Raw genomic sequence first — 13323 nt, forward strand, 5'->3', positions numbered from 1 at the left:
GCCAACTTTCAGTCAAGCGCTATTAACTCCAATCCTCGGTTTCGCTTTTGTTACCAAAATTTGTATAAACTGACTTGGCAGCGTGTAGTTGACGCGTCTTCTCAAAAAGTTCGGCTTCGGTAAGATTCCATGTTTGCATAATTTTATCTAAGTCGGCTTGGAGATCTCGCGCACCAGGAAAGCCGTTGTAACGAATGCGCATTCTTGCAAGTTCAGCAAGATTCAAGTCTGTAGGTGCTGCGGTTAGTAAAGTATTAATCAGCGCGCGATCGCGATTATAGAGCGGATGCTGTTGGTCTTTATTTTTTACTTCTGACATAACTGCTACTGAGTAACGATAAGCGACCTTCTGTAGGAATTGTATAGCAGGTATCAGAGGTCGGGGTTAAAAGCGACAAGAGGTAGCGGAAACCTCCATGAACCCTGCTATATCTCGATGTTTTACAGGCTTCATATTTTTCTCTTATAAGTTTTTTACTGTTTCCTTCTAGTCTTAACGATAGAGAGTCATAAGTGCGAGTCAATTTGCTTAACTCAAGTTGTAAAAGTACGTGGAATCAGCAACTGTTGTATAAACCAAAACGATATCGAGGAACAGTCCTGACGCAAGCCGGATTACAAAAGCTGTATGCTCAGATTCAGCAGCTTTCTGCGGATGAGGGTTGCGAGATGACACCGCGTCGAATCGCTGAAAAAACGCAACGCATCGAACCCCAAGGATTAAACGCTGCTACCGTGCGGAAAATCTTGCAAGCACAAACTGGTGTAGACCAAGACTCAATCCGCCTAGTGTTTCAAGCACTCAATCTTACACTAGAACCATTAGATTTTAATTATTTTTATCATATTCGCACTGAGCAGGCTGCACCTTTTGCGGTCAAATCTCAGTCAGCCTTAAATCATCCGGTATATTTAACCAATGCAGTGGGTGGCGATCGCTGTATCAAAGGTTCGCAACAAGCGCAGCTACCCAAAATTGATCTACCTGAATACCCAGGTAGCCCCCTTCCTTTGAACTCTAGATTCTATGTTGAACGTTCGGCGATTCAAACTCAAGTGTATGCCCAACTGCATAAATCTGGCAGTTTAACGTGGATCAAAGCACCGCATAAAATGGGTAAAAGTTCTTTGCTATTACGTATTCACTCTTACGCTAAGCAACTTAACAACCATACTGTTCATCTGGATTTTCAGCAAGCCGATCGCGTCATTCTTTCAGATTTGAATAAGTTGTTGCGCTGGATGTGCAAAACTATTAGCTTGCAGCTACAAATTGAATGTTGCTTAGAACAACATTGGGATAACGAACTTGGTAGCAAAGTCAGTTTTATTGTTTGCTTACATCATCTTTCAGCACAGTTAAATCAGCCGTTTGTTTTGTCTTTGAACGAAGTCAATCGTTTGTTTGAATATCCTGATGTTTGCCGCGAGTTTTTGCTGTTGCTGCGATCGCTAAACGAAGAAGTGAAGTATGATGAAGTCCTACAAAAGTTACGGTTAATTTTAGCCTACTCTAGTGATGCGTGTATTTCCGCAAATTTTGAGCATCAGCTATTAAATATTGGCATGACGCTTCATCTTCCTGAATTTAGCATCGCGGAAGTGCAACAACTTGCCCTAGCGTATCAGTTGCCTTGGGAAAATTCTTCCTTGATCGCGCAACTTATGGAATGGGTCGGCGGACACCCATATCTTATTCAACTCGCGTTTTACCACCTGACAACCTCAATACCTCCCGCCTCAGTTGATACATACCAATTACAACAATTGATGCAACAAGCAACAATGTCAGTGGGAATTTATCAGTATCACTTGCAACAAATTTGGTCTATAGTGCAAGCCGATCCTTTATTACTCGCGGCAGTTGAGCAATTAATATCTCAAGAAGAAATTATCATAGAGTCAAGTATTGCACGTAAATTGGAAAGTTTAGGGATTGCTCGCTCTGAAGGCGATCGCACAATTTTACGTGGTCGTTTGTATCAAAAATATTTTCAAAAGAAAAACTCAAGTCTTGTTAAACTCAGCTAACAATTTATATCTCAACACATAAAATTTGTTCTTAGAAGTTTCTTATAATTTCCTTATTTTGTCGATCTAGTCTAAGACGAACAAAGGTTCTTTGAACTTCTGTTAAATAAGTAACAAAACACAACTATTCAATGAAAAAGTGTTCAAGCACTTTTCAGTAGCTGTCATTATCTATAGACCTATGGAGTTTAATAAATGAACCTAACAAAACGTTGTGTTGCTGAGTTTATTGGGACGTTTTGGCTAGTGCTTGGGGGTTGTGGTAGTGCAGTACTTGCCGCAGCTTACACTACGGATAGCTCAACGATTGGCGTTAATACGTCTTTCCCTTTAGGAATTGGTTTCGTTGGGGTATCGCTGGCGTTTGGCTTGACTGTATTAACCATGGCGTATGCGATCGGTCATATTTCCGGTTGTCATCTCAATCCTGCGGTTTCGTTTGGGTTATGGGCCGGTAAGCGATTTCCTGGTTCGGAATTATTGCCATATATCATTGCTCAAGTACTAGGAGCGATCGTCGGTGCTGGCGTTGTTTACCTCATTGCTAGTGGTAACTCTAACTTTACACTTGCGGGTTCTAACCCGTTAGCAACCAATGGATATGGCGTGCATTCACCAGGCGGTTACAATTTGCCAGCGGCGTTTATTACTGAAGTCGTGATGACTTTTATGTTTTTGATGATTATTTTAGGTGCAACCGATAATCGCGCCCCTAAAGCCCTCGCGCCCATTGCAATTGGTTTTGGCTTGACGCTAATTCACCTGATTAGCATTCCAGTTACTAATACCTCAGTTAACCCTGCACGCAGTCTAGGTCCAGCTATCTTTGTTGGTAGAGAGCTTTTAAGTCAAGTTTGGTTGTTCTGGCTAGCTCCGATCATCGGCGCATTACTCGCTGGTTGGCTTTATCTGACAATTTTTAGCGAATCAGTCGTCGAAGAACCCCCACGAGTTCGCGAGCCAGTTTAGTTATTAGAACGCACATTTGCAATCATTCATATTACTAACTAGAGGCTATTAATATTGTTGCTAGTGGTTAGTTGCTAGTCACTAGCTACCTTCATCTTTAATCATTATTATTTCTCATAAACACATCGCGTGAAATTCGGTTCTACCACGTTAGGGAAACTCTCAAAATTGCGTCGTACCCAATCCATTCCTACTTCGTTGTTGAGCTTAATATGCTGTGGCGTATCAGCATAGAGTTTACCCAAAATCTCAGCATCTTGCTTAACAACCACTTCAGCAAGAGGTAAAAAATTCTTTTTAATGAGATGCGCAAACAAATTGTGGATTTTTGCAAACATGAGAACATAAGTACGAGTTCTGTTTGGTGCTTCTGGAACAAATAAATGACACTCTCTGATACTCGCAATGGGACTTTCAGCATGGACAATTACCAAAGATGGAAAATAGTTTTCTAAATGCACTTGGAGGGTCTTTGGTAAAACGAGCAGCGTAGGATTTTTAAGGATGTCATGTAGTTTAGGTGGCTTTCGCGGCATATCAAAATAGGCGTGCGAGTGATGTCCATTGTCAAGAAATTGCTTAAACTGTACTTGTTCAATTTCAAATAATGGGCGATGCGTACCATTTTGATGGTTGTAGTCATGCATATTGAGCAGCATAGTGAGGAGATTTGTTTTAACGCTAAACTCCCCTGTATCACCAATTAATTCATATTCACTTGCTGTTTGATTTAGCATTTAATGCCAGAAATTGATCGCCTCAGCCCAGAAATTGTAGAAAAGCACACCAAAGCAGCGATTGAGTTTATCTTAGCAGGTGTGAAGAAAACGCCGTGAATCAAAGATGACTTGTGCGATTTCCATTGCCAAGCTCATAAGATAAATATGTAGGCTTTATTGTTGATATCAATGCCTAAAAAAGACAAAGATACTACACTTACCGGAGAAGCACTCGTCAAAGAAGTTTGCCGACGGATTCGCGTGGCGAGAAGTTATTGGGATGCGCACAATAATGCTGCTTGTCGTCACGAACGCGATCGCGCATTGCAACTGTACAATACTCTTACTAAAGAACAGAAAGACCAAATTCCCCAGGTGTTGCGAGTTTGGCTGCGTTACCGTAGTGAAAAATATTTTGGCGCACACCGCACTCCACCACAGCGTAAAAAAAGTAAAAACTGATTGACTTATTTGGCAGCTGACGATTGCATAACTTTGGAATATCGTTGAATAATCAACATTTTCTAATTATGTAGTTTGTTGGCTGGCATCATGAATACTTCTATTAAGCGAATAAGTCGTTATTTTATTCTTTCAACTTTATTAGCTTTTACGAGTCCAGTACTTGCTAAAACTCAGATTGAAATTGATTATGATACAACTTCGTTCAAGGATGAGAAATTAAAAGCTGGAAACGTAGAAGTAGCTGTCAGCTACGACAGGAAAGAAGAGTTCGACGACATTGATAACTTGCGATACCAAATTTTATATAATGGTATTTCGCAACTAACCGCTAGTACTTATACTCGATTGACTGGTGGCGTTTTTCTCCAGGACTTAGACGGAAATAGAGTAGCTGAAGTCGTTGTGAGAACATTTAGCGGTGGCGCGCACTGCTGTACTAATTATACTATTTATACGCGTCAAAATAATCAATTCGTTAAAACTGAAACAGGCTTTCTTGATGGAATTGGTGGTAATTTTCAAGATTTAAATGGAGATGGAAAAACTGAATTTATCACTATTGATAACTCATTTCTTTATGCTTTTAGTTCTTACGCTGGTTCGTTCGCGCCATCGCGAATTTACACATTTACAAATGGTAAGTTTAATAACGTAACTCGTCGATATCCTCAGCACCTCAAATCACGTGCTTGGGAGATGTATCAAGCATTTCTCCAAAGTAAAAAAGAACAATACGAAGTGAATGGAATTTTAGCAGGATATGTAGCACAAAAGGCACTTTTAGGCGAATATGAAGAAGGCTGGAAATTCATGCTTGCTAACTACGATCGCACATCAGACTGGGGCTTGGCTATCTATCAAGAAAATCGAGAAATTGGTAAATATCCTAATTTTCCGACGGCTTTAAGAGCGTTTTTAATTCAACAAGGTTATTTGGATAAAAATGGTAAACCTAAGATGCCTTCCGACTGAAGTCGGGGCTATCTAGGCAAAGTGTACCTTCGTACACTAAAACAAGATTGTTGAGCGTAGTCCACGGAGGTAGACTTTCTTTATATTGAGCGGCGAATTCATTCGCAAGGCTTTCGCGTTTATAGTGCTAATACAGTCACTTTATCCGTTGCTTCCCACGGTAAATGCAAGTCCATTCTGCCAACATGACCATAAGCAGCAAGTTTTGTATAAAATCCACCAGGGGTAAGTGCAGGGAGAAAGCGTAATTTGAAGTTACGCACGATCGCCGCTAAGCGAAAATCAAAATGCTTTGCTAAAAGTGTTGTCAATTCAGAATCAGAGATTTTACCTGTGCCAAACGTTTCGACTTGAATACTGACTGGGCGAGCAAGTCCGATAGAATAACTTAGCTGAACTTCACACTCATCTGCTAAATTTGCTGCTACGATATTTTTTGCAGCATACCGTGCCATATATGCCCCAACTCGGTCAATGCGGATGGGGTCTTTACCACTCAACGCTGCACCGCTATGCTTTGAGTATTCGCCATACGTATCAATAGCATTCTTTCTCCCTGTTAATCCAGCGTGAACGTAAGGACCACCTGTGATAAATAAACCTTCAGGATTGATAAAAATTCGCGTCGCAGGATCAGGGCGAATATCTTCATCAGCAAATACCCTGTCAATGACGGTTTGGCGAATGTCATCTTGTAATTGTGCTAAATCCGGTTTGGTATCGTTTTGACTCGCAACAATGGTGATGCTGTGAATGCGATTGGGTTTGCGATCGCGGTATTCAACTCCGACTTGAACTTTACCATCAGGTGCTAAGTAGGGAAGAATTTGTTTAACACTACTCAATTGCTTTGCAAGTTTGTGCGCTAGCCAAATTGGTAATGGCATCAAAGCCGAAGTTTGTTTGCAAGCAAAGCCAAACACCGTAGCTTGGTTTTTGACTGGAATTTGCTCAATGTCTGCATCCGATAACTGATTTTCATCAAAATGATACAGGCGATCGCACGGTAATTCTTTGAGGCTAGTTAAAATACTACACGTTTTTGCATTAAATGCAGGTTGGTCGTATCCGACTTGTGCAATCACTTGGCGGGCAATATCGGTAAAATCAACGTTTGTGTTGGGTTCAAATCGCGCCGCGATAAAAACAATTGCGGTAGAAACGGCACATTCAGTGATCACTCGCGCAAGAGGATCTTGCTGCAAAAAGCGATCGACAATCGCGTCGCTAATGCGATCGCAGAGTTTATCAGGATGTCCCTCGGTAACAGATTCGGAGGTAAACATGAAATCCTGTTTCATTGCTGTGTACCCTGATTCTTTGTACTTTCATTAACAACTAAAGGAAACACCGCACTACTGGTGATAACGAGTAAATCCCAGCCATCCAACGGTGTAAGTTTTAACAAATTGCGCAATCCAGGGGCTAAGACAAGGAACTGTAAAGCCAGCGAGCCGCCTAACGCTAGATTAAGATAATGATTCGGTGGGATGTCATCAAAGATGCTACGTTCAGTACGGCAACTGAGCGAGTGCAAAAGTTGTCCTAGCGTTAAGCTCATAAAAGCGATCGTACTTGCCTGCGTTCCGATACCATAACGAGCAATTCCGTAGGCATACGCGGCTAGAGTACTACCAGATAATGTTGTCGATTCAAACAGAATTCTTTGAAAATCGGAAGCTTTAACAATTGGCTCATCAGGGCTACGTGGCGGTTTTTGTAAAATATCAGGTTCCGCAGGTTCTAGCGCCAAAGCAAGCGCGGGAAAGATATCTGTGACTAAATTGAGCCATAAAAGTTGCAGTGCATTTAAAGGTTGTCCAAAACCTCCGGCTGTTGCGATCGCCATAACGATAATTTCGCTGAGGTTTGTCGCGAGCAAAAAATGCACAGCTTTGCGGATATTGTTGTAGATTGTCCGCCCTTGGCTCACCGCAACAATCATTGTTTCGAGATTGTTGTCTTCTAAGATAATATCTGCAACTTCTCGCGCCGCATCGGTTCCGGCTTTTCCCATCGCAATGCCGACATTCGCAGCTTTTAAAGCAGGTGCGTCGTTAATTCCATCACCTGTCATGGCGACAACTTTGCCTACAGCTTGTAGCGCTTGAACGATTTGCAGTTTATTGGCGGGGCTAATTCGCGCAAAGATATCGACTTTATCGCACAAAGCTTGCAGCGCCTCGCGGTTAATATTAACTAGATCTTGGGCGTCTAAAATTTGGATTTGGTCGTTGCGAGTTAATTGTAATTCTTTACCAATGGCGTAAGCTGTGGGACTTTGATCGCCAGTAATCATGACTGTATCAATCCCTGCTTGATGGAATTGCGCAATTAATTCTTTAACACCATGACGTACCGGATCTGCCATACCGATTAACCCTAACCAGGTTAACTCGGTACTGTCGTACCCGTAAGCGACTCCTAGCACGCGTAAAGCTTTACCCGCCATGCGATCGTTTTCTAGCGCGATCGCCAGTCGTTGTGCATCAGTAAGTGGCACTCGTTCGCCATCATTTAGCCGCCAACGACACAAATCAAGAACTTCTACAGGGCTACCTTTAACCGCAAGTAGGGGCTGTTGATGATGCTGATGTTGCGTCATCATATAATTGCGATTTTCTGCACGCGGCTGAGTTTCAATTAAGGGATACTGTTCGCGGAGTGCTAAAACATCAACACCAGCGGCGATCGCCATATAAACTAAAGCATTCTCAGTTGCTGAACCGGTGACGACATATTCGCCATTGTCATCGCGCGTGACGGCGCTTTCATTACATAAAACTGCGATCTGAATCAGTTTAAGCGTGCCAGCATCTGCTACATCAAAATATCCATCTACCAAAGAAATTAATTTTGTGTCGGTGTGAATTTCGACAACGGACATTTGGTTTTTCGTAATTGTCCCTGTTTTATCAAGGCAGATTTTTTGCACTGCCCCCAAAGCTTCAACAGCGTTCAAACTGCGCACAAGAACTTTATGCTTGCGCATCTCTTGAATACCTAGCGCCAAAATTGTCGTTGCGATCGTCGGTAAACCTTCAGGAACAGCCGCGACAGCGAGTGATATTGACGTTTTGAGCATTTGTAGCAAACCGTAGCCGCGCAGCCATCCCGCAGCAAAGACGAGGGCGCAAACTCCACCCGCAAGCATGACAAGTTGCGAACCAACTTCATCAAGTTGTCGCGCTAAGGGCGTTGTTTGAATGGAAGTTTCACCGATCATCGCCTGAATTTTACCGATTTCGGTAAACTTACCTGTCGCCACAACGACTCCTAAACCTTGTCCCCCAAGCACTAACGTTCCTTTGTAAGCCATGTTGATGCGATCGCCCAAGGAAATATCAGCAGCAATGAGTGATGCGGTACTTTTGCTCACGGGTAAGCTTTCGCCGGTGAGTGCAGATTCATCAATAGTCAGGTTTTCTGTTACAATCAGTCGCGCGTCAGCCGCAACATAATTTCCCGCTTTGAGAACTAAAATGTCTCCTGGAACAACTTCTGCCGTGCTAATTTCGACGATTTGGCGATCGCGTAAGACAAAAGTTAACGGGCGATCGCGGCTTTTGAGCGAATGAATAATTTTTTCCGACTGGCTTTCGGTAACATAACCAATTGCGGCGTTAATCCCAACAACACCCATAATTACCAGCGCATCTGCAACGCCTCCCGTCGCAACTGATAACCCTGCTGCAATACACAGTAAACCCACGGGTAACGATTGAAACTGCTCAAGCAGAATACTCCATTCTGAGCGGGTTGCGGTTTTTGGTAACGTGTTTGCGCCGTATTTTTGTAAATTTTGGTTTGCAACTACCTGAGTTAATCCAGTGTCTGATGTTTGCAACTCTGCTAAAACAGCATCAATGTCGAGTGCATACCAATCGAAAATTTTCTGTGAATTGCTACTTAATTCTTGAAGAGTTACGGCGTGTGGGTTGTAAGTTTGGACAATTTCTGTAATGAACTTTTCTACTTCATCAGTGCTGAGAGCTAATTCAAACCGAACTAAAATGTTACCGGTTAAAACGTTTGCATTAGCACTAACGATGCCCGATCGCTGAGATAAATGAAATTCTAGATGCTGTTTGAGTTCTGCACAGCGATAAAGCTTTTCAACACGATATCTTGCTCTGCCTGGAACTGCGGTGTGTAGTGCTTGAATCACCATTGCCTCTTATTCTAGCGATCGCGGTGTTGGCGTTTCGTTGAGTTTTGTGAAACTATCAAAGGCATACCAGGCTAAGACGTACCAAGGAATTTCTTCAATTTGTAAGCCTTTGGTGAGGAGTTGGCGTAAGGCGATCGCGCTGAGTCCTAGTGGTAGTAATAATCGTAAATCAGCGACACCATTTGTCATTTCTTTTACTTGCGCGTTGAACTCAGTAAAGACATCAATAATATACTCACTAGCCCCTGAGTTATTTTGCCTAAATACGCTATTCTCTGAACTTGTTCCAGCTTCGCGTCGAGTCACTAATTCTGTCCTTGCTTCCGCAACTAAATCGGCTAATATCTCTTCTATTTGTGCCGTTTTTTCCTGTACTTTTTCTGCTAAAATTATGCTTTCTCTCAGAACAGATTGAGTTAAAGGATGGCTCAATATTGTTGCAGCAGGAAAGATAATAGGCGCGAGAACAACTGCGGTTAAACCTTTAATAACTTCCGTTGCTTCAATTTCTAAGTCTTGTGATGACATTAATTAATCCCTTTGATTCGATTAGCCAAACCAATTAGAGGGTGTAAATCCTGAATTTGTTCCTGAAGGTATATGATGATATACATATTCAGCATATTTTTCAATCAGATAATGAATTCCTTCATGAATGTACGCTTCTCTTTCTTTTTTTTGCTCTGGTTTATAGTACATATTTTTAAAATCTATACGTTGCTGTTTTTCCTCATCAACCACCACATACAAACTAAAAACTCTACTCAAAACATAAGCAATCAGTTCTTGACGTAAGTCAGGATTAGCAAAAGCTTGTTGATAAGGATGATGTGGATATTGATTAAGGGCAAATTCAATCTCCTCTACTAGAATTGGTAAAGTTAAATTCACAATTGTTTTAGTCATTGGTTGTTTCCTTTATCTACCCTTTAATACTTAATTATTTTGTAGGTTTCCTAAAGTCGAGATATATTCAGCATGAAACAAGCTAAGTTTTTACAAACTGTAGCTAATGGCTCGAATTTTTAGATATGTCATGCGTAGTCTATGCTGTAAGTTTCTATCAAACTTACATCAAGTTATATCTATTTATGCAGACTAATTTGCAGAAACGACTTCACCAATCATGTCTTTTCTTATCATCAGCAGGTTCTCCTTCAAAAGGTTGAACCCCAGTAGTAGGATAGCGATCTTCACTTGGACTAAAAATTCTACTAACTGCTTCCCAGATATATTGAACTAATCGTACAGGAGCGAGAAGTATGTTTTGCAAAAGTCCAATTTTGTTGTTAGACATAATTTATCCCTCCTTTGCTTTACTTGAAAAACGAGGCTTGGAAAGATAGTATTTTTTAGGTTGTAGATGATGTAGTAATCCTAACTTGTTGATAAAAAGTCTCTTGATTTTCCCGTGTGTCCTATCTTACAAAAAGCTTCTGACGCATCTATGCGCATTGCAATATGATGTGACAACTCAGATAAAGGGTTCTATCGACTTTCTGTTGTATTTCGTTGCTCATCACCTGACTCCTTAAACTTTTCCTTCCTCAGAGTGCTGACACTTTAAAGTTATGAAAACAATTTGAGGAACTTGTGAGCAAGTGATAACTTTGTCAGTTAATTTATATAAATTAGTGTAAATAAATATGTTTGTGTTGAATGTTGACAACAACTAGGGAAACTGCTTAATCAGCACAAAGGCTTTTTTGACAAGCAATTCCCCTCTTCTTAATCTCCTATTTTCTACTCCCCAACACCATCCACAGCCGATTTAGGAGAACCATTTGTTATATTCAACCGCTGACTTATCAAGCTGCTGCTGAGTCATTAGTTATGCGGTTAGCTTGAGAACTTATACTTTCAGTATCTGTTTGTGCATAAGTCGCGACAGTTGTGAAATTAGTAGCAGTTGAATCAGGTTGAGATAGATATTGAACCCAATTTGATATTAAGTCCTCGACTACCCCTTTATGATCAGAAGTGCGATCGCACGTTAATAACACTTTCAGTGTTGTTGTGTAAACATTGTCAAAAATTTCATATCCATAGCCAATGACTTTACCTATATGCCCTGTATTTTGATTAAAAACATAGTCTCCGATACTAAACATATAATGCTCATCTCCTGATGCAAATACAGAGTGATTCTTTAATTATTGATAGTTTCAGAAATGACAACTTCACCCTTGTAGCGTGTCTTAGTTATTCAGGAGACAGATTTGTATGTGTCTATAAGTTGTACTCGCGAATACAAAAAGTGATGCTCAAGAGTAACTTAATGCAAAATCTAAGCCTGAAGATAGGGTATTTATGCGATCGCAGATCGCTAAGTTGAGGTGTATTGACTCATTAAGCTGAGCAATGCCAAAACATTACAAATTGCTACAACAGGGTGTGGAATATGAGTGAAGTACGAGAACTCGTTTTACCAACAGAAAATAGCGAAGCACCCAATTTAGATGGTTCACTTCTATTCATCGGGACAGCGACGGTTTTGCTACGTTTCGCTGGATTTACAATTCTCACCGATCCAAATTTTCTACATCAAGGCGATCGCGTACATTTAGGCTATGGCATAACCTCACCGCGTAAAACGAATCCAGCGCTTGAAATTGAGCAGTTACCTCCGCTCGATTTCGTCGTACTCTCGCATATGCATGACGATCATTTTGACTCAGTTGCAGCAGCAAAGCTCGATAAAAGCTTACCTATTATCACGACACATCATGCAGCAGCCGACTTAAAAAAGAAAGGATTTACAGCACCATACGCACTCCAAACCTGGGAAAAGTTGCGCGTCACAAAAGGTGATGCTAGCGTACAAGTTACCGCAACGCCAGGAAGACATGGACCAGCAATTTTATCTGCTGTATTACCGCCAGTGATGGGAAGTATGTTGGAATTTCAGTCAAAATCAGATGTCTTTCGTCTTTACATCACAGGCGATACGCTTGTTTACGATGATTTACGGGAAATTCCGCAACGCTATCCTGACATCAACTTGGCTTTACTTCACTTGGGAGGAACAAAGGTTTTTGGCATTTTGTTAACGATGGATGCTAAACAAGGAGTTCAAGCAATTCAAATTATTGCACCGCAGCTAAGTATACCAATTCATTACAACGATTACACTGTATTTAAGTCGCCGCTTGAGGATTTTATGCACGCCGTCGAAGATGCAGGATTAAGCGATCGCGTACGCTATCTCAGCCACGGCGAAACTTACAACTTTCATGTTTAAATAAAGAATTCCCTCGCTCTGTTGACGACACGTGCGCCACAATTCAGGAAGACAGAGCAAGGGATAGACTATAGCAATTGAAGATATGCTTAGGACACGGTAGAAGCTCAGAACTAAGAATATAGTTTACTCTTAACCCTGACCTCTGACCCCTGCTATTGTGTGTTTCGGTTACTTATTCAGTGTCTGCGGACGATAATTGCTGCTAGTAGATATGGGTTCTACAGGCTTTTTCGCACTTTGTTGCTGATAAAAGTCAACGACTCGTTGTACATATGTCGCAGTCGCACCGCTCTTGCAACCCGTTGCATTTCCTGTCATCCACCAACAAGCAGTACGACGTACCGCAGTTGTTTCATTGCGATTACCCGCGACGTATTGCTTTTGTAACTCGCGGCGTGCAATACATGATACTATTTCGCGGGCTTTTGCCGGACTTGCTTCAACTTCTTGTGGTGTAAGTTCTCTACCTATACACTGTTTCGACCAACTGGGGATAATTCCTGGGGTAATTTGCCATTCGCTGTAAAGTCCATCATTTGTCTTACCAGTTTTTGGCGCAGCTAAGCGCAATGCTTCTACCAAAGCCCCAACTTGCGTATCAGTCACTTGTTGTGCTTGAACTGGCAGTGTCCACAGTCCTAAACTAACAATCATTCCACCAAGCAGTAAACGCATGATTTACTTTTCCTCCTACACTCCAAAATTTATGATAGGTGGAATAGGTAATTCTAGCATCACCTACGGCTCACCTT

14 protein-coding genes are annotated in these 13323 nt (G+C 41.5%); 5 read left to right on the forward strand and 9 right to left on the reverse strand.

All coding sequences use genetic code 11. The annotated features are described in order from the left end of the window. Positions 1-22 precede the first annotated feature (22 nt). Complete coding sequence (locus tag GLO7428_RS16310; protein ID WP_015189676.1) at positions 23-319, reverse strand: DUF3288 family protein; 297 nt, start codon at positions 317-319, stop codon at positions 23-25. A 248-nt stretch (positions 320-567) separates the two neighbouring features. Here GLO7428_RS16310 and GLO7428_RS16315 point away from each other — a divergent pair, with 248 nt between their 5' ends. Beyond that, positions 568-2031, forward strand: a complete 1464-nt coding sequence (locus tag GLO7428_RS16315) for an AAA-like domain-containing protein (protein WP_196797379.1) — start codon at positions 568-570, stop codon at positions 2029-2031. A 195-nt stretch (positions 2032-2226) separates the two neighbouring features. Continuing rightward, positions 2227-3000 (forward strand): aquaporin Z, encoded by a 774-nt coding sequence (aqpZ, locus tag GLO7428_RS16320; protein WP_015189678.1) that lies wholly within the window; start codon positions 2227-2229, stop codon positions 2998-3000. Between the two features lie 107 nt (positions 3001-3107). On the opposite strand, the gene GLO7428_RS16325 is transcribed toward aqpZ, so the two are convergent. After that, the gene (locus GLO7428_RS16325; RefSeq protein WP_015189679.1) at positions 3108-3737 is read right to left on the reverse strand and encodes a hypothetical protein; all 630 of its coding nucleotides are present in this window, start codon (positions 3735-3737) and stop codon (positions 3108-3110) included. Between the two features lie 171 nt (positions 3738-3908). Here GLO7428_RS16325 and GLO7428_RS16330 point away from each other — a divergent pair, with 171 nt between their 5' ends. Continuing rightward, a complete protein-coding gene (locus GLO7428_RS16330) occupies positions 3909-4181 on the forward strand; it encodes a hypothetical protein (RefSeq protein ID WP_015189680.1) in 273 nt (90 codons plus the stop codon). A 90-nt stretch (positions 4182-4271) separates the two neighbouring features. After that, positions 4272-5156 (forward strand): hypothetical protein, encoded by an 885-nt coding sequence (locus tag GLO7428_RS16335; RefSeq protein WP_015189681.1) that lies wholly within the window; start codon positions 4272-4274, stop codon positions 5154-5156. 119 nt (positions 5157-5275) lie between these two features. On the opposite strand, the gene metK is transcribed toward GLO7428_RS16335, so the two are convergent. The 6 genes from metK to GLO7428_RS28570 form a co-directional block, all read right to left on the reverse strand. Then, entirely contained in the window at positions 5276-6457 is a 1182-nt protein-coding gene (gene metK, locus GLO7428_RS16340) for a methionine adenosyltransferase (RefSeq protein ID WP_015189682.1), read from the reverse strand. Beyond that, entirely contained in the window at positions 6454-9327 is a 2874-nt protein-coding gene (locus GLO7428_RS16345) for an HAD-IC family P-type ATPase (RefSeq protein WP_015189683.1), read from the reverse strand. Before GLO7428_RS16345 ends, metK begins: the two co-directional genes overlap by 4 nt. A 6-nt stretch (positions 9328-9333) precedes the next feature. Beyond that, positions 9334-9855 (reverse strand): DUF5132 domain-containing protein, encoded by a 522-nt coding sequence (locus GLO7428_RS16350; RefSeq protein ID WP_015189684.1) that lies wholly within the window; start codon positions 9853-9855, stop codon positions 9334-9336. Positions 9856-9876: 21 nt separating this feature from the next. Beyond that, complete coding sequence (locus GLO7428_RS16355; RefSeq protein WP_015189685.1) at positions 9877-10233, reverse strand: hypothetical protein; 357 nt, start codon at positions 10231-10233, stop codon at positions 9877-9879. A gap of 211 nt (positions 10234-10444) precedes the next feature. Further along, a complete protein-coding gene (locus tag GLO7428_RS16360; RefSeq protein WP_015189686.1) occupies positions 10445-10624 on the reverse strand; it encodes a hypothetical protein in 180 nt (59 codons plus the stop codon). Positions 10625-11135: 511 nt separating this feature from the next. Next, entirely contained in the window at positions 11136-11438 is a 303-nt protein-coding gene (locus tag GLO7428_RS28570; RefSeq protein ID WP_015189687.1) for a hypothetical protein, read from the reverse strand. Positions 11439-11728: 290 nt separating this feature from the next. Here GLO7428_RS28570 and GLO7428_RS16370 point away from each other — a divergent pair, with 290 nt between their 5' ends. Then, positions 11729-12568 carry an MBL fold metallo-hydrolase gene (locus GLO7428_RS16370; protein WP_015189688.1) on the forward strand — a complete coding sequence of 280 codons (840 nt, stop codon included), beginning with the start codon at positions 11729-11731 and terminating at the stop codon, positions 12566-12568. A 171-nt stretch (positions 12569-12739) separates the two neighbouring features. On the opposite strand, the gene GLO7428_RS16375 is transcribed toward GLO7428_RS16370, so the two are convergent. Continuing rightward, positions 12740-13246 carry a hypothetical protein gene (locus GLO7428_RS16375; protein ID WP_015189689.1) on the reverse strand — a complete coding sequence of 169 codons (507 nt, stop codon included), beginning with the start codon at positions 13244-13246 and terminating at the stop codon, positions 12740-12742. Positions 13247-13323 lie beyond the last annotated feature (77 nt).

Source organism: Gloeocapsa sp. PCC 7428, assembly GCF_000317555.1.
Taxonomy (GTDB): Bacteria; Cyanobacteriota; Cyanobacteriia; order Cyanobacteriales; family Chroococcidiopsidaceae; genus Chroogloeocystis.